This window comes from Roseovarius tolerans (assembly GCF_900109855.1).
GTDB classification, from domain to species: domain Bacteria; phylum Pseudomonadota; class Alphaproteobacteria; order Rhodobacterales; family Rhodobacteraceae; genus Roseovarius; species Roseovarius tolerans.
In genome coordinates, this window is record NZ_FOBO01000016.1 from 79,143 (window position 1) to 95,892 (window position 16,750).

General features: G+C 65.2%; 21 protein-coding genes. 8 read left to right on the plus strand and 13 right to left on the minus strand.

Annotated elements, in window-relative coordinates; all coding sequences use genetic code 11:
• Positions 1 to 11 precede the first annotated feature (11 nt).
• Entirely contained in the window at positions 12 to 746 is a 735-nt protein-coding gene (locus tag BMX04_RS14950; RefSeq protein ID WP_074787712.1) for a DUF2182 domain-containing protein, read from the minus strand.
• A gap of 86 nt (positions 747 to 832) precedes the next feature.
• On the opposite strand from BMX04_RS14950, the gene BMX04_RS14955 reads away from it, so the two are divergent.
• Positions 833 to 1,573, plus strand: coding sequence for a FadR/GntR family transcriptional regulator (locus BMX04_RS14955; protein WP_074787713.1), 741 nt, complete (start codon positions 833 to 835; stop codon positions 1,571 to 1,573).
• A 78-nt stretch (positions 1,574 to 1,651) separates the two neighbouring features.
• Here BMX04_RS14955 and ribD read toward each other — a convergent pair whose 3' ends face one another.
• Entirely contained in the window at positions 1,652 to 2,722 is a 1,071-nt protein-coding gene (gene ribD / locus BMX04_RS14960) for a bifunctional diaminohydroxyphosphoribosylaminopyrimidine deaminase/5-amino-6-(5-phosphoribosylamino)uracil reductase RibD (RefSeq protein ID WP_074787714.1), read from the minus strand.
• 20 nt (positions 2,723 to 2,742) lie between these two features.
• Positions 2,743 to 3,225 carry a transcriptional regulator NrdR gene (nrdR, locus tag BMX04_RS14965; protein ID WP_050662016.1) on the minus strand — a complete coding sequence of 161 codons (483 nt, stop codon included), beginning with the start codon at positions 3,223 to 3,225 and terminating at the stop codon, positions 2,743 to 2,745.
• A gap of 192 nt (positions 3,226 to 3,417) precedes the next feature.
• On the opposite strand from nrdR, the gene BMX04_RS14970 reads away from it, so the two are divergent.
• Positions 3,418 to 4,095, plus strand: coding sequence for an SDR family oxidoreductase (locus BMX04_RS14970; RefSeq protein WP_074787715.1), 678 nt, complete (start codon positions 3,418 to 3,420; stop codon positions 4,093 to 4,095).
• Positions 4,096 to 4,114: 19 nt separating this feature from the next.
• Here BMX04_RS14970 and BMX04_RS14975 read toward each other — a convergent pair whose 3' ends face one another.
• Positions 4,115 to 4,519, minus strand: a complete 405-nt coding sequence (locus BMX04_RS14975; RefSeq protein WP_074787716.1) for a secondary thiamine-phosphate synthase enzyme YjbQ — start codon at positions 4,517 to 4,519, stop codon at positions 4,115 to 4,117.
• A 15-nt stretch (positions 4,520 to 4,534) separates the two neighbouring features.
• Positions 4,535 to 5,359 (minus strand): serine O-acetyltransferase, encoded by an 825-nt coding sequence (cysE, locus tag BMX04_RS14980; protein WP_050662013.1) that lies wholly within the window; start codon positions 5,357 to 5,359, stop codon positions 4,535 to 4,537.
• Positions 5,360 to 5,444: 85 nt separating this feature from the next.
• On the opposite strand from cysE, the gene BMX04_RS14985 reads away from it, so the two are divergent.
• Entirely contained in the window at positions 5,445 to 5,783 is a 339-nt protein-coding gene (locus BMX04_RS14985; protein WP_074787717.1) for a TraR/DksA family transcriptional regulator, read from the plus strand.
• Between the two features lie 27 nt (positions 5,784 to 5,810).
• The gene (locus tag BMX04_RS14990) at positions 5,811 to 6,518 is read left to right on the plus strand and encodes a CbiX/SirB N-terminal domain-containing protein (RefSeq protein WP_074787718.1); all 708 of its coding nucleotides are present in this window, start codon (positions 5,811 to 5,813) and stop codon (positions 6,516 to 6,518) included.
• Here the strand turns inward: BMX04_RS14990 and BMX04_RS14995 are convergent.
• The 4 genes from BMX04_RS14995 to BMX04_RS15010 are packed head-to-tail and all read right to left on the minus strand — an operon-like array spanning position 6,503 to position 9,840.
• Positions 6,503 to 7,192, minus strand: coding sequence for an ABC transporter ATP-binding protein (locus tag BMX04_RS14995; protein ID WP_074787719.1), 690 nt, complete (start codon positions 7,190 to 7,192; stop codon positions 6,503 to 6,505). The genes BMX04_RS14990 and BMX04_RS14995 overlap by 16 nt on opposite strands.
• Positions 7,189 to 7,944: an ABC transporter ATP-binding protein gene (locus BMX04_RS15000; RefSeq protein WP_074787720.1), complete on the minus strand. Its 756-nt coding sequence runs from the start codon at positions 7,942 to 7,944 to the stop codon at positions 7,189 to 7,191. The genes BMX04_RS14995 and BMX04_RS15000 overlap by 4 nt, the downstream gene beginning before the upstream one ends.
• Positions 7,937 to 8,920, minus strand: coding sequence for a branched-chain amino acid ABC transporter permease (locus BMX04_RS15005; protein WP_074787721.1), 984 nt, complete (start codon positions 8,918 to 8,920; stop codon positions 7,937 to 7,939). The genes BMX04_RS15000 and BMX04_RS15005 overlap by 8 nt, the downstream gene beginning before the upstream one ends.
• A complete protein-coding gene (locus BMX04_RS15010; RefSeq protein ID WP_074787722.1) occupies positions 8,917 to 9,840 on the minus strand; it encodes a branched-chain amino acid ABC transporter permease in 924 nt (307 codons plus the stop codon). Before BMX04_RS15010 ends, BMX04_RS15005 begins: the two co-directional genes overlap by 4 nt.
• Positions 9,841 to 10,134: 294 nt before the next feature.
• Here BMX04_RS15010 and gap (BMX04_RS15015) point away from each other — a divergent pair, with 294 nt between their 5' ends.
• The 3 genes from gap (BMX04_RS15015) to gap (BMX04_RS15020) all read left to right on the plus strand — a co-directional run bounded on the left by gap (BMX04_RS15015) (position 10,135) and on the right by gap (BMX04_RS15020) (position 12,483).
• Complete coding sequence (gene gap, locus BMX04_RS15015) at positions 10,135 to 11,136, plus strand: type I glyceraldehyde-3-phosphate dehydrogenase (protein WP_050662007.1); 1,002 nt, start codon at positions 10,135 to 10,137, stop codon at positions 11,134 to 11,136.
• 72 nt (positions 11,137 to 11,208) lie between these two features.
• Positions 11,209 to 11,352, plus strand: a complete 144-nt coding sequence (locus BMX04_RS19485) for a hypothetical protein (RefSeq protein ID WP_050662006.1) — start codon at positions 11,209 to 11,211, stop codon at positions 11,350 to 11,352.
• Positions 11,353 to 11,478: 126 nt separating this feature from the next.
• Positions 11,479 to 12,483 (plus strand): type I glyceraldehyde-3-phosphate dehydrogenase, encoded by a 1,005-nt coding sequence (gene gap / locus BMX04_RS15020; RefSeq protein WP_074787723.1) that lies wholly within the window; start codon positions 11,479 to 11,481, stop codon positions 12,481 to 12,483.
• On the opposite strand, the gene coaD is transcribed toward gap (BMX04_RS15020), so the two are convergent.
• From coaD to BMX04_RS15035, 3 genes are all read right to left on the minus strand, one after another.
• Positions 12,484 to 12,975 carry a pantetheine-phosphate adenylyltransferase gene (coaD, locus tag BMX04_RS15025; RefSeq protein ID WP_050662005.1) on the minus strand — a complete coding sequence of 164 codons (492 nt, stop codon included), beginning with the start codon at positions 12,973 to 12,975 and terminating at the stop codon, positions 12,484 to 12,486.
• Between the two features lie 62 nt (positions 12,976 to 13,037).
• Complete coding sequence (locus tag BMX04_RS15030; protein WP_050662004.1) at positions 13,038 to 13,472, minus strand: CBS domain-containing protein; 435 nt, start codon at positions 13,470 to 13,472, stop codon at positions 13,038 to 13,040.
• Positions 13,473 to 13,530: 58 nt separating this feature from the next.
• Complete coding sequence (locus BMX04_RS15035; protein ID WP_074787724.1) at positions 13,531 to 14,427, minus strand: LysR family transcriptional regulator; 897 nt, start codon at positions 14,425 to 14,427, stop codon at positions 13,531 to 13,533.
• 103 nt (positions 14,428 to 14,530) lie between these two features.
• Between BMX04_RS15035 and BMX04_RS15040 the strand changes: the two genes are divergently transcribed.
• Complete coding sequence (locus BMX04_RS15040; RefSeq protein ID WP_074787725.1) at positions 14,531 to 16,030, plus strand: CoA-acylating methylmalonate-semialdehyde dehydrogenase; 1,500 nt, start codon at positions 14,531 to 14,533, stop codon at positions 16,028 to 16,030.
• A 359-nt stretch (positions 16,031 to 16,389) separates the two neighbouring features.
• Here the strand turns inward: BMX04_RS15040 and BMX04_RS15045 are convergent.
• The coding region (locus tag BMX04_RS15045) for an integrase core domain-containing protein (RefSeq protein ID WP_139194577.1) at positions 16,390 to 16,750 on the minus strand (361 nt) is incomplete at its 5' end.

The following is a 16,750-nucleotide window of genomic DNA, read 5'->3' on the forward strand; positions in this document are numbered from 1 at the left end:
GGCCTCCTCTCTCATATTGTCGCGAACAGAACCCAGACCGATGCGGCCAGCAGCACGACGCCCAAGGGGCGGGTGAGCCAGCGCCCGATATCGGGCAGTTTTTCCAGAACCATGATCACCGTGGCCAGCCCCATGAAGGCGAGGTTCATCACGCCCCCCACGAACGCCAGCAGCATCAGCGCCCAGCAGCAGACCAGGCAGACAAGGCCGAGGCGGACGCCGTTGCGCACAGCGCCCTCGTCCCAGTACTGCATGAAGAACGCCAGCGGGCGGCGGCATTTCGACAGGCAGGCCTCCTTGGCGGGGCTGAACTGATACAGCCCTGCGAGCGCCAGCAATGCCGCCGAGAGCACGCCGGAGCGGCTGTCGCCAAAGGCCGTCAGCAGCCCCGCCTGAAAGAGCACCATCTGCGCCGCAGCCGCCAGCACCGAAAAGCCCAGCCAGACCGAGAGATAGCCCGCCACCAGCGCACCGAAGCGGGTTTCGCCGGTATGGCTCAGCTCTTCATAGGTGGCGAAGGCGGGCAGCGCCGTGGGGGCCATCATCGCCGCCGACATCAGCGCCCACATGAGGATGATCCGGCCGAAACCGGCGGCGTCGGGCGTGACGATGCACAGGCTTTGCAGGAAATCAGCCCCGTAGATCACCGCGCCGTCGCGCAAGTCCTGCGGCAGCGCCATAGCATAGAGAAGCCCCCAGGCCCCGAGAATGAGGCCGAAGAGCACCAGCCAGTGCCCGCCGCCCATTCGTCTGACCTGTGCCGCGATCATCGCGCTCTCCCTCACGACTCATCTCTTGCGTTTAAATTGTCAGACATTTAAATGTAAGACAAATGAAAATTGATCCGGATAACAAGGCCGACCTTTCGGCCCAGATCGCCGAGGCCATCCGCGAGGAGATCATGGCCGGGCGGCTCATTGTGGACGAGCGCCTGCCGTCTGAGGCCGAACTCGCCGATCATTTCGAGGTGTCACGCCCGACGGTGCGCGAGGCGCTCAAGCGGCTGGCGGCGCAATCGCTCATCCGCACGGCGCGCGGCGCGTTCGGCGGGGCCTTCGTGAACCGGCTGAGTTACCCCGAGGCGTATGGCCAGCATATCACCACCTCGACGCTGCTTCTGAGCATGAACGCGATCAGCTTTGATGTGGCCTGCGAGGCGCGCTATGCGCTGGAGCGCGCCTGCACGCCGCTGGCCGCAGAGCGCCGCACGCCCGACATGCTGGCGACGATGCGCGCGGAAATCCACCGGCAGGGGCAACCGGGGCTGACGGATGAGTCGTTTTGCGCCTCGGATGTCACGTTTCACCGGGCCTTGGTGGACAGCGCGGACAATCCGGTGCTCAGCTACCAATTGGCCGGGGCGGTCGAGGCGATGCAGCCGCTGATGAACATGATCACCTTCACCGCGCGGTCGCGCGAGGCGATCGTCGGCTTTCACACCCGCATCGCCGACGCGCTGGAGCGCCACGAGGCCGATGCCGCACAGACCGCGCTGTCGGAACTGGAGGCCTATACGCTTACATTGGGGCGCGACGTGATGGCGGCGCGGGCGCGACCGCGCAAACCGGCGTGAGGGGGCAAATGTCGTATCGCCTTCGGCGAGAGTATTTGGACCATAAAGAAGACGGGTGTTTCTTTATGGCGAAAATACTCAGACGCGCCGCCAGCGATGCATCACGTCGCCGCCCACCTGGTGCGTCTCGACCAGCGTGAAGCGGCCGGCCTCTTCGAGCCGAGCGAGGCCCAGCGCGCCGATCCCCGGCAGCCCCTCGGCCCCGATGGCGAGACCCGCGGTGAAACCGACGAATTCATCGACCAGACCCGCGCCCAGAAGCGACGCGGCGAGCGCGCCGCCGCCTTCGCAGAGCACCCGCGTCAGCCCCGCCTGCCCGAGCGCCTGCAGGATCGCCTCGGGGTCGACCTGCCCTGCCACCACGTCGCAGGGCAAGAGCCGCGCGCCGACGCCGCGCCACGCCTCGGCGATGGCAGGGTCGACCTCGGTGCCGTGGCAGAGCCAGAGCGGCACGTCATTCGCGGTGCGCGCGAGATTGGACATTAGCGGCAGGTCGAGCCTGCGCGAGACCACGACGCGCACCGGTTGCCTGCGCGCGCCCATATCGCGCACGGTGAGCGTGGGATCGTCGGCGCGCGCCGTCCCTGCCCCCACCATCACCGCGTCACGGCGCGCGCGCATCGCGTGGACCATGCGCCGCGCCTGTGCCCCGGTGATCCACTGACTGTGACCGGTGGCGGTAGCGATGCGCCCGTCGAGGCTGGAGGCGAGTTTCAGCGTCACGAAAGGCCGCCCGGTTTCATTGCGCATCAGCGATCCGGCGAGATCGCGCGCGGCCTCTTCGGCCATGACGCCGGTCGTGACCTCTATTCCGGCGGCGCGCAGCATGGCGAAACCGCGCCCTGCAACGCGCGCGTCATTGTCGTCGAACGAGGCCACCACGCGCGCCACCCGGGCCGCGATCAGCGCCTCGGCGCAGGGCGGGGTTTTTCCGTGATGCGCGCAGGGTTCAAGCGTGACATAGGCGGTGGCGCCGCGTGCCGCCGCGCCTGCCTGCGCCAGCGCCTGTGTTTCGGCATGCGGCCGCCCGCCCGGTGCGGTCCAGCCGCGCCCGACGATGCGGCCATCCTTGACGATGACGCAGCCGACCGCCGGATTGGGCGCGCATTGCCCCATGCCCCGCCGCCCGAGCGACAGGGCGAGGCGCATGAAACGAACGTCCCGTCCCGTCACGCGTCGGGGTCTGGGGTTGCCGCCGCCTCGTCGGGGCGCAACTCGCTTACGAAGCGGTCGAAATCATCGGCTTCCTGGAAGTTCTTGTAGACGCTGGCGAAGCGCACATAGGCCACGGTGTCGATGCGGGCGAGGCTTTCCATCACGATTTCGCCCACGGTCTTGGAGGGGATATCGGTCTCGCCCATGCTCTCCAATCGGCGCACGATGCCGGAGATCATCTGCTCTACGCGGTCGGGCTCGATCGGGCGTTTCTGGAGCGCGATGCGGATCGAGCGTTCCAGCTTGTCGCGGTCGAAATCCTCGCGCCGGCCATTGGTCTTGACCACCACGAGATCGCGCAGCTGGACCCGCTCGTAGGTGGTGAACCGCCCGCCGCAGGCCGGGCAGAAGCGCCTGCGCCGGATCGAGACGTGATCCTCGGCGGGGCGTGAATCCTTCACCTGTGTATCGATATTTCCGCAAAACGGGCAGCGCATGGGCCGTCCCCCTTCTTTGTCTCTGCCTCTTGGGTCATGGGTCTGAAGCCCAGTTATCCACAGTCACTATAGGACAGCCGCAAGGTTTTGGGTAGGGGGGAAATCGCACCGCTAGATAGGCGGCGTGATTGCCTTTGAAAGAGGCCGGTCAGGGGCCTAGATGAGCGGAAACACGAATGGAAAGGACATCGCATGACGACCAAGACGCTGTTCATCACCGGGGCCTCAAGCGGGATCGGGGCCGAGACCGCGCGCGCCGCCGCCGAGGCAGGCTGGAACGTGGCGCTGTTCGCGCGCAGCCAAGACAAGCTGGAGGCGCTGGTCGCGGGATTGGGAGAGACGCGCGCCCTCGCCCTGCCCGGCGACGTGACGCAGATAGCCGAGCTGGACCACGCGGTGCGCGAGACGCAAGCGCGGTTCGGGCAGATCAACGCCGTCTTTGCCAATGCCGGGCGCGGGCTCGACACGCCCGGCGTGGCCGAGGGCGACCCCGAGGAATGGCGCAGCATGATGGATATCAACGTCATGGGCCTGCTCTTCACGGTCAAGGCCAGCTACGCCGCGTTGCAAGAAAGCAAGGGGCATCTGATCCTGACCGGCTCGGCGGCGGGCAAGCGGCATATCAAGGGCTCGATCTACGGCGCGTCCAAGTGGTTCGTGCATGGCTTTGGCGGCAACATGGCCGAGGAGATGCGCGAGTGGGGCGGGCGCTGCACGGTGATCGCGCCGGGCATGGTCGACACGCCCTTTTTCGACAGCCCCAAGCCCGACAAGTTGCAGCCCGAGGATGTGGCGCATGCGGTCATGCATGCGCTGAGCGCGCCCGAGCGCGCGTCGGTTCAGGAAATCTTTCTGATGCCGACGCAGTAGAACCGGGCGCTGCCACAGCCTATCCGAGATGCGCCGCAACCTCGCGGATATGCGGCGCATCTCGGTGCTCGAAGAGGTATATCCCCTGCCACGTGCCAAGCCGCAGGCGGCCATCCTCGACCGGGATGCTGAGGCTGACGGGCAGGAGTGCCGCCTTGATATGCGCGGGCATGTCGTCGGGGCCCTCATAGGTATGGCTGAGATAGGCCATCGACGGATCGGTGGTTGGCGGCACAAGGCGGGCGAAAAAGGCGCGCAGGTCGGTCTGCACCTCGGGATCGGCGTTTTCCTGGATGAGCAGGCTGGCCGAGGTGTGGCGGATGAACAGCGTCAGTAGGCCATCGCCCGCCACCCAATCGGCGACCCGGTCGGTGAACTCGTAGAGGCCCTGCCCCTGCGTGGTGAGGGTGAAGGTGGTCTGCATGCAGGCCGCGCCGCCCTAGTCGTCCTCGTCGGTGCCGCGCACGCCCAACAGCTGATCCATGCTGACCGAGGGCTGATCGCAGCCCGCCTCGCCGACGATCTTGGCGGGGACGCCCGCCACGGTCTTGCAGGGCGGCACCTCTTCAAGCACGACCGAGCCTGCGGCGACGCGGCTGCAATTGCCGACCTTGATGTTGCCCAGCACCTTGGCCCCTGCCCCGATCAGCACGCCGTTGCCGATCTTGGGGTGGCGGTCCTCTTCTTCCTTGCCGGTGCCGCCCAATGTCACCGAATGCAGCATCGAAACGTTGTCTCCGACCACTGCCGTCTCGCCGATGACGATGGAATGGGCGTGGTCGATCATGATCCCCTTGCCGATCCGGGCGCCGGGGTGAATATCGACGCCGAACACCTCGGAGCAGCGCATCTGGAAGAACCGTGCCAGATCGTAGCGTCCGGTTTCCCACAGCCAATGCGCGATGCGGTACGTCTGAATCGCCTGAAAGCCCTTGAAGAACAGGAGCGGCAGCAGGAATCGGTCGCAGGCCGGGTCGCGGTCGTTCACCGCCACAATATCGGCGCGCGCGGCAAGGCCGATCGACTCGTCGGAATTGAGCGCCATGTCACAGATTTCGCGCAGGATCTGCTCGGGCATCTCGTTCGAGGTCAGCTTGAGCGAAATGCGATAGGCGAGCGCCGATTCGAAGGTGCCGTGGTGCAGCACGCTGGAATGAATGAGACCGCCGAGAAGCGGCTCGTCGCTGATCGCGGCCTCGGCCTCGCGGGCGATGCGCGCCCAGACGGGATCGAATTCGGCCAGTTTGGTCTTGGTATGTGCCACGGCTCATGCTCCTCTGGATCGGGTTGAGTATAGCAGATAGGCATGCGTCGTAAAATGCAAAGGCGTGACAGGGGGGATCACCAAAATGAATGACACGCGGGCGGCGGAATTTCGGGTGTTGATCGAGTGCCTGCTGGCGGAGTTGGAGCAGGATGAGGCGCGCGGGCGCGACGGGCAGGCGACGGTGGAGCTGGATCAGCAGGCGGTCGGGCGGCTGAGCCGCATGGATGCGTTGCAAAATCAGGCAATGGCCAAGGCGGGGCATGCTAGACGGCAGGCTGAGCGTCGGCGGCTGATGGCGGCGCTCGCGCGGATCGACGAGGGCGAGTTCGGCTATTGCGAGGATTGCGGTGAAGAGATCGCGGAGGGGCGGTTGCGGCTTGACCCCGCCGCGCCGCGCTGCATTTCCTGCGCCAGTGGCTGAGATGCCGAGACTTGCAAGGAGACGCCCATGCCCGCCGCCATCATCGTGAGCCACGGACAGCCCTCGGACCCCGATCCGGCGCAGGCCGATCTGGAGCGGTTCACCACGCGGGTGGCGGAGGCGCTGCCCGGATGGCATGTGGGGGCGGCGACACTGGCGGCACCCGGTGCGCTCGATGCCGCCCTCGACGCGGCGGGGCCTGCGCCGCTGGTCTATCCGCTGTTCATGACCGAGGGCTGGTTCACCGGTGACAACCTGCGCAAGCGGCTGAGCGGGGCACAGGAGGCGCATGTTTTGCGACCACTCGGTGTGTCGCCCGAGTTGCCCGATCTGGCGTCTGAGGTGTTACGCGAGGTGCTGGCCGACCGCGGCTGGCAGGCGGGTGAGACGCAGCTGTTCATCGCCGGGCACGGATCGGGGCGCAGCCCCAATTCTGCGCGCGACACGCGGGGCTTCGCCGAGGCCGTGGCGGTGCGGACACGCTTTGCCGAGATGCGCGTGGGGTTTGTAGAGCAGGCACCCTACCTGGCCGATCAGGCGGCGGGGCTGGGGGCGCGGGCGATCTGCCTGCCGTTCTTTGCCGCGATCCTCGGCCATGTGATCGACGATATCCCCGAGGCACTGAATGGGGCGGGGTTTCAGGGCGTGCGGCTCGATCCGATCGGCTGTGCGCCGGGGGTGCCTGCGCTGGTGGCGCGGGCGCTCTTGGCCGAGGCCGCTCAGACGCCCAAGTAACGGTCGGTCAGCGCGGGCGAGAGCGCGGCGAAAGCCCCGGTCCAGACCGAGACGCCCTTTTCCAGCACCACGGCGCGGTCGGCGATGCGACCGAGTTCGCCGAGGGATTTATCGACCACGATCAGCGCCATGCCGGTCTCGGATTTCAGCCGGGCGATGGCGGCCCAGATTTCCTGTCGCACCACGGGGGCCAGTCCCTCGGTCGCCTCGTCTAGGATCAGCAGGCGCGGGTTGGTCATAAGCGCCCGCCCGATGGCAAGCATCTGCTGCTCGCCGCCCGAGAGCGAGCCCGCCGATTGCGAGCGGCGTTCGTGCAGCCGGGGAAAGAGCCCCGCGACGCGGGCGAAATCCCACTCACCGGGGCGCGCGGCGGCGATCAGGTTTTCCTCGACCGTGAGATTGGTGAAGCAGCGCCGCCCCTCGGGCACAAGGCCGATTCCGGCACGTGCCGCGCGGTAGCTGGGCAGGCGGGCCATGTCTTGCCCGTCAAAAATCACTGTGCCGCCACGATGGCGCAACAGGCGGCAGATCACCTTGATGGTGGTGGATTTGCCCATGCCGTTGCGCCCCAGAAGGGCCAGCACTTCGCCCTCGTCCAGGGCCAGATCGACATCGAAGAGCGCCTGCGAGGGGCCGTAGAAGGCCGAGATATGCGAGAGGGTGAGCAGGCTCATGGCTGGGCGTCCTCGCCCAGATAGGCGCGGCGCACCTCCGGGTTGGCGCGAATCTCAGTCACCGGGCCGGTGGCGATGATGCGCCCGCCCACCAGCACGCTGATCCGGTCGGCGAGGGCAAAGACCGCGTCCATGTCGTGTTCCACCAGCAGAATGGGCGTGCGGGCACGCAAGTCGGAGAGAAAGGTGATCAGCCGCTTTGAGCCTTCGGCGCCCAGACCCGCCATCGGCTCGTCCATGACAAAGGCGCGGGGGGTGAGCGTGAGGGCGACGGCCAGTTCCAGCTGCCGCCGCTGACCGTGCGACAGTTCCGCCGTGCGCAGGGCGCGAAATTCCGAGAGACCGACCTGATCGAGCGCCGTCTCGGCCGCCTCGCACAGGGCGGTGTCGCGCATCACCGGGCGCAGGAACCGCATCACGTCGCCGCGCCGCCCGAGCGCGCCGATCATGGCGTTCTGCAACACGGTGTAGTCCATCGCCAGCGAGGAGATCTGAAACGTCCGCCCCAAGCCGCGCCGCGCGCGGGCGGGGGTGTCGAGCGCGGTCACGTCCTGACCGTTGAGCCGGACCTGCCCCCGGTCGGGGCGCAGCGCGCCCGCGATTTGCGCGATCAGCGTGGACTTGCCCGCGCCGTTGGGGCCAATGAGGGCGTGGATCTCACCGGGGCGCAGGTTGAGCGTGATATCGTCGCTCGCCACCAGCCCGCCGAACGCCTTGGTGATGCCACGCACGTCGATCACCGGCTCAGTCATGCGCCACCTCGCGCCCCGCAATGAGGCCATAGATGCCGCCGCGCGCAAAGAGGACCACGCCAAGCAGGATCGCGCCGAGATAGATGTGCCAGTAGTCGCTGAGCCCGCCGAGCCAATGTTCCAATGCGATGAAGAGCGCGGCCCCCGCGACCGGGCCGAAGACGCGCCCGACCCCACCGAGGATCACGAAGACCATGATCTCGCCCGAGGTTTGCCAGGACAGCATGACGGGGCTGACGAAGCGGTTAAGATCGGCGAAGAGCGCGCCCGCGAGGCCGGTGATCGCGCCCGAGATGACGAAGGCGGTGAGGTAGAGGCGGTAAGGGGCCTGCCCCACCGCCTCTACCCGGGCGGGGTTTTGCCGGGCGGCGCCCAGCATCAGGCCGAAGGGCGAAGCGGCAAGGCGCGAGACGATGAAGAGCACCAGCAGCAGCAGCGCGTAGCAGATCGCGAAGAAGGTGAGCGGGTCCATCGTGTTGAGCCCCGCCACGCCGTTGCGCACATAGATCGACAGCCCGTCCTCGCCGCCATAGGCGGGCCAGGAAATCGCGAAATAATAGAACATCTGACCGAAAGCGAGGGTGATCATGATGAAATAGACCCCGGTGGTGCGCAAGGAGAGCGCGCCGATGGCCAGCGCCGCGAGCGCGCTGACGGCGATTGCGACCAGCCAGATCACCGGCATGGATTTCGTGCCCTCGATCAGGAGCGGCATCTCGATCAGCGGGGTATAGGTCTGCGCGTGATAGGCGAGAATGCCCATGGCATAGCCGCCCAAGCCGAAGAACGCCGCGTGCCCGAGGCTGACCAGACCGCCAAGACCAAGCGCCACGTTGAGGCCGATGCCCGCGATGGCGAGGATCACCGCGCGGGTGACGAGGGTGATGGTAAAGGGCTCATCGACGATCCACGCCCAGAGCGGGATCGCCAGCAGGCCCAGCAGGAGGGCCGCGTTGAGCACCCTCTCGCGCCTCATGCCGTGGCCCCGCCGAAAAGCCCCTTGGGCCGGAAGAGAAGCACGCCCGCCATCAGCAGGTAGATCGCCATCGAGGCGAGCGCCGAGCCCGCGGTGGTGGCCGATGAGGCATCCATGAAGAGGGCGAACGCCTGCGGCAGCAGCACCCGGCCCAGCGTGTCGGTCATGCCGACGAGGATCGCACCCACCAGCGCGCCCTTGATCGAGCCGATACCGCCGATCACGATGACCACGAAGGCGAGGATCAGCACCGGCTCGCCCATGCCGACCTGCACCGATTGGATCGCGCCGATCAATGCACCCGCCAGCCCGGCGAGCGCCGAGCCCAGCGCAAAGACAAGCGTGTAGAGCCCAGAGATATTGACGCCTAATGCGCCGATCATCTCGCGGTCATTCTCGCCGGCGCGGATCTGGATGCCCAGCCGTGTGCGGGCGATCATCCAGAAAAGCCCCGCCGCCACCGCCAGCCCTGCGCCGATCAACGCCAGACGATAGGCGGAATATTCGATGCCGAGGGGCAATGTCACCGTGCCCGACAGCCACTCGGGCCGGTCGAGATAGAGCGGCACCGAGCCGTAAAGCCAGCGCGTGCCTTCCGAGAAGATGAGAATCAGCGCGAAGGTGGCCAGCACCTGATCGAGGTGGTCGCGGTCGTAGAGCCGCCGGATCACCGTGATCTCGACAATCACCCCGGCCAGGGCGGCCGCCGCGAGGCTGGCCACCAGCGCCAGCAGGAACGAGCCGGTCAGCCCGGCCACCGCCGCCGCCGCGAACGCCCCCACCATGTAGAGCGAGCCATGCGCGAGGTTGATCAGGCCCATGACGCCGAAGATCAGCGTCAGACCGGCCGCCATCAGGAACAGCATGACCCCCAGTTGCAGCCCGTTGAGCGCCTGTTCGACCAGCAGGATCAGGGACATGCGGCCCCTGCCCTGCGCGATGTCACCTTGATCGCCATGGCCCTCATTCTCTTTCGTGTCTCCCCTGCGGTCGCGGTCATGCCCCGCCGCCGCATGTGGATAGCGGATTGAGCGATATGTGCAACTGCCGACATGGCACCCGCGCCGTTAGCGCAATCATGGCCCCGGCGCATGGGTTTGCGATAACGGTTATCGCTAACATGCTGAATAACCAACGAAAACGCATCACTTCCATCTTTCAGCGCGGCCCGCTTGGGTCTATACCGCCGCCAAATCCCGGAGCAGGAGAGCCCAATGACCATCACCGTCGGTATCAACGGTTTCGGCCGTATCGGTCGCGCCACGCTGGCGCATATTTCCGAAAGCCTGCGCAACGATATCAAGGTGGTCAAGGTAAACGCCACCGGCCCGATCGAGACCGCGGCGCATCTGATGCGCTATGACAGCGTGCATGGCCGCTTTGCCCATCCGATCACTGTCGAGGGCAACACGATGGATCTGGGCCGTGGCCCGATCGAGATGTACTCGACCTATGACATGACCGCGCTCGACTGGGAGGGCGTGGATGTGGTGATGGAATGCACCGGAAAGTTCAACGACGGGCTGACTGCCAAGACCCATCTGGAGCGCGGCGCGCGCAAGGTGCTCTTGTCGGCCCCCGGCAAGAACGTGGACCGCACCGTGGTCTACGGCGTGAACCATGAGACGTTGCAGGCGGGCGAGCGGATGATCTCGAACGGGTCCTGCACCACCAATTGCCTGGCACCGCTGGCCAAGGTTCTGAATGACGGGATCGGCATCGAGAGCGGCATCATGACCACGATCCACGCCTATACCGGCGATCAGCCGACGCTCGACCGGCGGCACAGTGACCTTTACCGCGCGCGGGCGGCGGCGATGTCGATGATCCCGACCTCGACCGGGGCCGCCAAGGCGCTTGGCGAGGTGCTGCCGGAACTGGCGGGGCGTCTCGACGGATCGGCCATCCGGGTGCCGACGCCCAATGTCTCGGCGGTGGACCTGACCTTTGTCGCCAAGCGCGACGTGACCAAGGCCGACGTCAACGAGGTCGTCGCCGCTGCGGCCGCAGGCCCGATGAAGGGCGTGCTGGCCTATGACCCCGAACCCAAGGTCAGCGTCGATTTCAACCATACCGAGGAAAGCTCGATCTTTGCGCCCGATCAGACCAAGGTCACCGGCAAGCGGCTGGTGCGGGTGCTGGCGTGGTATGACAACGAATGGGGCTTTTCGTGCCGCATGGCCGATGTGGCCGTGGCGATGGGCCGGTTGCAGTAAACCCGCGCACTATTGCGCAACGTGGTCTCGTCGGGCATACCCGGCGGGACCTTTTCATTTGGAATACCCCTCATGACCAACCGGATCGCGATCATTCTCGGACTGATGATTGTGGCAATCCTGGTGTTCGACAAGGTCTATCACGACAGCGCGGGCACGGTCTTTCTGGGGCGCAAACTGGTCGCGTTCATCGAATATCTCGCCTTCTGGCGTTGATCGTTTTGGCACCTTTTCCGATCAAGAAACCATGATTTGACTACATTCGAAATTCGTTTATGTTCGCGATCAAATGTTAGCGCTAACCATTCGGATATGCGCCGCGAGATATCAGGAGGACACATCATGGCACTCAGGCTGGCGATCAACGGGTTCGGCCGTATCGGGCGCAACGTGCTGCGTGCGCTGGTGGCAACCGGACGCCATGACATCGAGATCGTGGCGATCAACGATCTCGGCCCGGTCGAGACCAACGCGCATCTGCTGGAATTCGACAGCGTGCATGGCCGCTTTCCCGGGTCGGTCACGACGACCGAGGACAGTATCGACGTCGGGGGCGGGCCGATCCGCGTGACCGCGCTGCGCGACCCGGCAGAGTTGCCCTGGGGCGATATCGACGTGGTGCTGGAATGCACCGGCCTCTTCACCGACCGAGACAAGGCCGCCGCGCATTTGGCAAACGGGGCCAAGCGGGTGCTGGTATCGGCCCCGTCAAAAGGCGCGGATCGCACGGTGGTTTACGGGGTCAATCACAATGATCTGACGGCGCAGGACGTGATCGTCTCGAACGCGTCCTGCACCACCAATTGTCTCGCGCCCGTGGCCAAGGTGCTGCATGAGAGCATGGGCATCACGCGTGGGTTCATGACCACGGTGCACAGCTATACCGGCGATCAGCCGACGCTCGACACGATGCACAAGGATCTCTACCGCGCGCGGGCGGCGGGGCTGAACATCATCCCCACCACCACCGGGGCGGCCCGCGCCGTGGGGCTGGTTCTACCGGCGCTTGACGGGCGGCTTGACGGCACGGCCATTCGCGTGCCGACCCCGAATGTGAGCGTCGTGGACCTGACATTCGAGGCCGCGCGCGACACGGATGTGGATGAGATCAACGCGGCGATGCAGGCGGCGGCGAATGGCGCGCTCAACCGGGTGCTGGACGTCACGCGCCGCGAGCTCGTCTCATCGGATTTCAACCACAACCCGCATAGCAGCATCTTTGCGGTTGATCAGACCCGGGTGATGGACGCCCGCATGTGCCGGGTGCTGGCGTGGTATGACAACGAATGGGGCTTTTCCAACCGCATGCTGGATGTGGCGGGCGAAATGGGCAAGCACCTCGGCTGATCAGTCGAGTTTGGCCAGCAACGCCGCCTTCACGGCGGGGGGGACGAATTTCGTGACGTCCCCGCCAAGCCGGGCAATTTCCTTGACCAGCTTCGATGCGATGGCCTGATGGTTGGCGTCGGCCATCAGGAACACCGTCTCGACCGAGTTGTCGAGTGCGCGGTTCATCCCGACCATCTGGAATTCATACTCGAAATCGGTGACCGCCCGCAGGCCGCGCACGATGATCTGCGCGCCAACGTCATGGGCCGCGTTGATCAGCAGGTTCTCGAACGGATGTGCGATGATTTCGGTGCCGGTCTCGACGCTGAGCGCCTTGGCCTCGGCCTCGATCATCGCGACGCGCTCTTCCAATGAGAAAAGCGGGCCCTTGTCGCGGTTGATCGCCACCCCGATCACCAGCCGGTCCACCAGAATCGCCGCCCGGCGGATGATATCGACATGCCCGAGCGTGATCGGGTCGAACGTGCCGGGATAGAGGGCTATGCGCATCGGGCCGCTCCTTTGTTGCAGTCGAAGCGCACGCAACAATATTGCGCCGGTGAATGCAAGGGCTAGTAGCCCATGATCATCCCTTCAAGCGCGTTCTTCTCCATCGACAACTCCTCCAGCCGGGCCTTGACCACGTCGCCGATGGTGACGATGCCCACCAGCTTGCCATCCTCGACCACGGGCATGTGGCGGAAGCGGCCATCGGTCATGCGGGTTAGAACCGCGTCCGAGCTGTCTTGCTTGGAACAGCAGACCGGGTTGCGGGTCATCATGTCGGATACCGTTTCGGTCATGCAGGAGGTGCCGCGCACCGCGAGGCTGCGCACGATGTCGCGTTCCGAGAGGATGCCGTCGACGGTCTCGCCATCGCGCGACACGATGAGGCCGCCGATCCGACGTTCCGCCAGCGTCTGCGCCGCTTCCGAGACCTTGGTTTCGGGGGTGATCGTGATCACCGCGCCGTCGCCCTTGGATTTCAGGATTTGCTGGACCAGCATGGCGTACCCTCCGAAATAAAATATCCTCAAATCAGCGTGATACAGAACAAAATTTTTGTCAACTGCGGGCCTCAAGCCGGGCAACCTCTTGCCGCAAGCCGTCGGCGAGCGCGGCGGCGAACCGGTTCTGCCGTTCCAGCCTGCGATCATCGGCATGGCGCACCAGATAGAAGCTGCGCGTGAGGGTGAATTGATCGGTCAGGATACGGCGCACGCCGCGCGCCCAGGGCAGTGAGAAATCGTGCAGCACGCCGATGCCGCCCGCCTGTCGCACCCAGTGAAGCTGCACCGAGACCGAGTTCGACGCGAGGCTGACCCGCTCCACCCGCGCCTCGCTGAGATAGTCGAGTTCCTTGTCGAAGATCATGTCCTGAATATAGCCGACCATCCGGTGGCCGCGCAGGTCGGCAAGCGTCTCGATGCGGCCTGCGTTTTTCAGATACCGGACCGATGCCGCCAGATGCAGCCGGTAATCGGTGAGTTTCTGCACCGTGAGCCGCCCCGCCGTGGGCGGGCTGACGGCGATCACCATATCGGCCTCGCGGCGGGTCAGGTTGAAGACGCGCGGCAGGGCGACGATCTGGATTTCCAGATCGGGATTGTCGGCCCCGATCGCGGCACAGACCTGCGGCAACAGGAAATTGGCGCAGCCGTCGGGTGCGCCGATGCGGATCTGCCCCGACATGCTGCCCGCCTGGCCCGCCATGTCCTCGGCCGCCTCCTGCATCGCCTGTTCGGCGCGTATCGCGTGGGCCATCAGCCGCCCGCCCGCCTCGCTGAGCGCATAGCCGGTGGGGGATTTGGCGAAAAGCGGCGCGCCCATCTCTTCCTCGAGTCGGGCCACCCGGCGGCCCACGGTGGCCGGGTCGATGCGCAGCGCGCGGCCTGCGCCCGACAGGCTCTCGGCGCGGGCCACGGCCAAGAATATCCGGATATCGTCCCAATGCGGTTGCATGGCGGCTCCCTTTGCAAAAATGCAAATCGCTTTTGGAATATTGCCCCTTTTCGCTCGAGTTTTGCAAGACTACCCTGCGCGCAACCCTAGAGGAGGATCTCAGATGCAAGAACTGACCCATTACATCAACGGCGAGCATGTCAAAGGCACGTCCGGCCGGTTTTCAGACGTGTTCAACCCCGCCACCGGCGAAGTGCAGGCGAAATGCCCGCTGGCCAGCGTCGAGGAGATGGAACAGGCCGTCGCCGCCGCGCAGGCCGCACAGCCCAAATGGGGCGCCACCAACCCGCAGCGCCGCGCCCGGGTGATGATGAAATTCGTCGATCTGCTCAACCGCGACATGGACAAGCTGGCCGAGACGCTGAGCCGCGAGCACGGCAAGACCTTCCCCGATGCCAAGGGCGACATTCAGCGCGGTCTGGAAGTGGTGGAATACTGCATCGGCGCGCCGGAAATGCTCAAGGGTGAGTTCACCGACAGCGCGGGGCCCGGCATCGACATGTATTCGATGCGTCAGCCTTTGGGCGTGACGGCGGGGATCACCCCGTTCAACTTTCCGGCGATGATCCCGATGTGGATGTTCGCGCCCGCATTGGCCTGCGGCAACGCGTTCATCCTCAAGCCGTCGGAGCGTGACCCCTCGGTGCCGCTGATGCTGGCGGAACTGATGGAAGAGGCAGGCCTGCCCAAGGGCCTCTTGCAGGTGGTGAACGGTGACAAGGTGGCGGTCGATGCGATCCTCTATAATGACGTGATCCAGTCGATCGGCTTTGTCGGCTCCACGCCCATTGCCGAATATATCTACGGCACCGGCTGTTCGCAGGGCAAGCGCGTGCAGTGTTTCGGCGGGGCCAAGAACCACATGATCGTGATGCCCGACGCCGATATGGATCAGGCCGCCGACGCGCTGATTGGCGCGGGCTACGGTGCTGCGGGCGAACGCTGCATGGCGATTTCCGTGGCCGTGCCGGTGGGCGACGAGACCGCGGACCGGCTGATCGAGAAACTGGTGCCGCGCATCGAAAAGCTGAAGGTCGGGCCCTATACGGCGGGCGATGACGTGGATTACGGCCCGGTGGTGACGGCGGCGGCCAAGGAAAAGATCCTCGGGCTGGTGCAATCGGGCATCGATCAGGGCGCGGAGCTGGTCGTCGATGGCCGCGATTTCAATTTGCAGGGTTACGAGGACGGCTTCTTTATCGGGCCGCACCTCTTTGACCGCGTGACGCCGGATATGGACATCTACCAGCAGGAAATCTTCGGGCCGGTGCTGTCGACCGTGCGCGCGGGCAGTTATGAAGAGGCGCTCAAGCTGGCGATGGATCACGAGATGGGCAACGGCACTGCGATCTTTACCCGCGATGGCGATGCGGCGCGCGATTTTGCCAACCGGATCAATATCGGCATGGTGGGCATCAACGTGCCGATCCCGGTGCCGCTGGCCTATCACACCTTCGGCGGCTGGAAGAAATCGGTCTTTGGCGATCTCAACCAGCACGGGCCGGACGCGTTCAAGTTCTACACCCGCACCAAGACCATCACGTCGCGCTGGCCGTCGGGGATCAAGGACGGCGGTGAGTTCAACTTCAAGGCGATGGACTGAGCCGGAAAACGACACTGCGTGGACGTCGTGGGTATACCCGGCGTCCCGACGCAGCCCCGGCCCGCCGAGACGCGACGCGCATATGTCAGGCATGCGGAGTAAGTGCATGCTGCACTCATTTGCATCACCACAACGCCATGGCACGAGTGAAGGGATCTGACGGTCCAGGGCCCTTTGCTACGCACAGTCGCCGACCCTGATGCGTCTTAGGGATGAAGCCTGCGAAAGTCATCCACGATGGCGTTGAAGGTGATTTTCGGCGCGTTTCACATATATATGATTCGGGTTCGTAACACTTCAATTTGCAGAAGTGCGAAGGCGGCCATGGTCTGCCCCCACTGAGTGGTCCGTTTTAAATGTTAGTGCATGGTCGGCCTTTGGTCTATCGGAACGATGCTTTCGGGCGCTGGTGGGCGGTATCCCAGAGCGCTGTGCGGTCTGACTGTGTTGTAGTGGCGGTGCCACTTCTCGATCAGAATCTGGGCCTCGCGTAGCGAGTAGAAGACCTCACCGTTCAGAAGCTCATCCCGGAACCTGGCATTGAAGCTTTCGCAGTAGCCGTTCTCCCACGGAGATCCTGGCGCAATAAAGGCCGTCTTGGCGCCCACCGCGCCGATCCAAGCGCGTACCTTTTTGGCGATAAATTCCGCGCCATTGTCGGATCTTATGTATTCCGGCGGACCGCGCAGGATGAACAGGTCGGTCAAGGCGTCGACCACA

Bases quoted from the DNA above. Each gene is read 5' to 3' on its own strand.
- BMX04_RS14950 (WP_074787712.1), bottom strand. From the start codon at position 746: ATGGGCGGCGGGCACTGGCTGGTGCTCTTCGGCCTCATTCTCGGGGCC.
- BMX04_RS14955 (WP_074787713.1), top strand. From the start codon at position 833: ATGAAAATTGATCCGGATAACAAGGCCGACCTTTCGGCCCAGATCGCC.
- ribD (WP_074787714.1), bottom strand. From the start codon at position 2,722: ATGCGCCTCGCCCTGTCGCTCGGGCGGCGGGGCATGGGGCAATGCGCG.
- nrdR (WP_050662016.1), bottom strand. From the start codon at position 3,225: ATGCGCTGCCCGTTTTGCGGAAATATCGATACACAGGTGAAGGATTCA.
- BMX04_RS14970 (WP_074787715.1), top strand. From the start codon at position 3,418: ATGACGACCAAGACGCTGTTCATCACCGGGGCCTCAAGCGGGATCGGG.
- BMX04_RS14975 (WP_074787716.1), bottom strand. From the start codon at position 4,519: ATGCAGACCACCTTCACCCTCACCACGCAGGGGCAGGGCCTCTACGAG.
- BMX04_RS14985 (WP_074787717.1), top strand. From the start codon at position 5,445: ATGAATGACACGCGGGCGGCGGAATTTCGGGTGTTGATCGAGTGCCTG.
- BMX04_RS14990 (WP_074787718.1), top strand. From the start codon at position 5,811: ATGCCCGCCGCCATCATCGTGAGCCACGGACAGCCCTCGGACCCCGAT.
- BMX04_RS14995 (WP_074787719.1), bottom strand. From the start codon at position 7,192: ATGAGCCTGCTCACCCTCTCGCATATCTCGGCCTTCTACGGCCCCTCG.
- BMX04_RS15000 (WP_074787720.1), bottom strand. From the start codon at position 7,944: ATGACTGAGCCGGTGATCGACGTGCGTGGCATCACCAAGGCGTTCGGC.
- BMX04_RS15005 (WP_074787721.1), bottom strand. From the start codon at position 8,920: ATGAGGCGCGAGAGGGTGCTCAACGCGGCCCTCCTGCTGGGCCTGCTG.
- BMX04_RS15010 (WP_074787722.1), bottom strand. From the start codon at position 9,840: ATGTCCCTGATCCTGCTGGTCGAACAGGCGCTCAACGGGCTGCAACTG.
- gap (WP_050662007.1), top strand. From the start codon at position 10,135: ATGACCATCACCGTCGGTATCAACGGTTTCGGCCGTATCGGTCGCGCC.
- BMX04_RS19485 (WP_050662006.1), top strand. From the start codon at position 11,209: ATGACCAACCGGATCGCGATCATTCTCGGACTGATGATTGTGGCAATC.
- gap (WP_074787723.1), top strand. From the start codon at position 11,479: ATGGCACTCAGGCTGGCGATCAACGGGTTCGGCCGTATCGGGCGCAAC.
- coaD (WP_050662005.1), bottom strand. From the start codon at position 12,975: ATGCGCATAGCCCTCTATCCCGGCACGTTCGACCCGATCACGCTCGGG.
- BMX04_RS15030 (WP_050662004.1), bottom strand. From the start codon at position 13,472: ATGCTGGTCCAGCAAATCCTGAAATCCAAGGGCGACGGCGCGGTGATC.
- BMX04_RS15035 (WP_074787724.1), bottom strand. From the start codon at position 14,427: ATGCAACCGCATTGGGACGATATCCGGATATTCTTGGCCGTGGCCCGC.
- BMX04_RS15040 (WP_074787725.1), top strand. From the start codon at position 14,531: ATGCAAGAACTGACCCATTACATCAACGGCGAGCATGTCAAAGGCACG.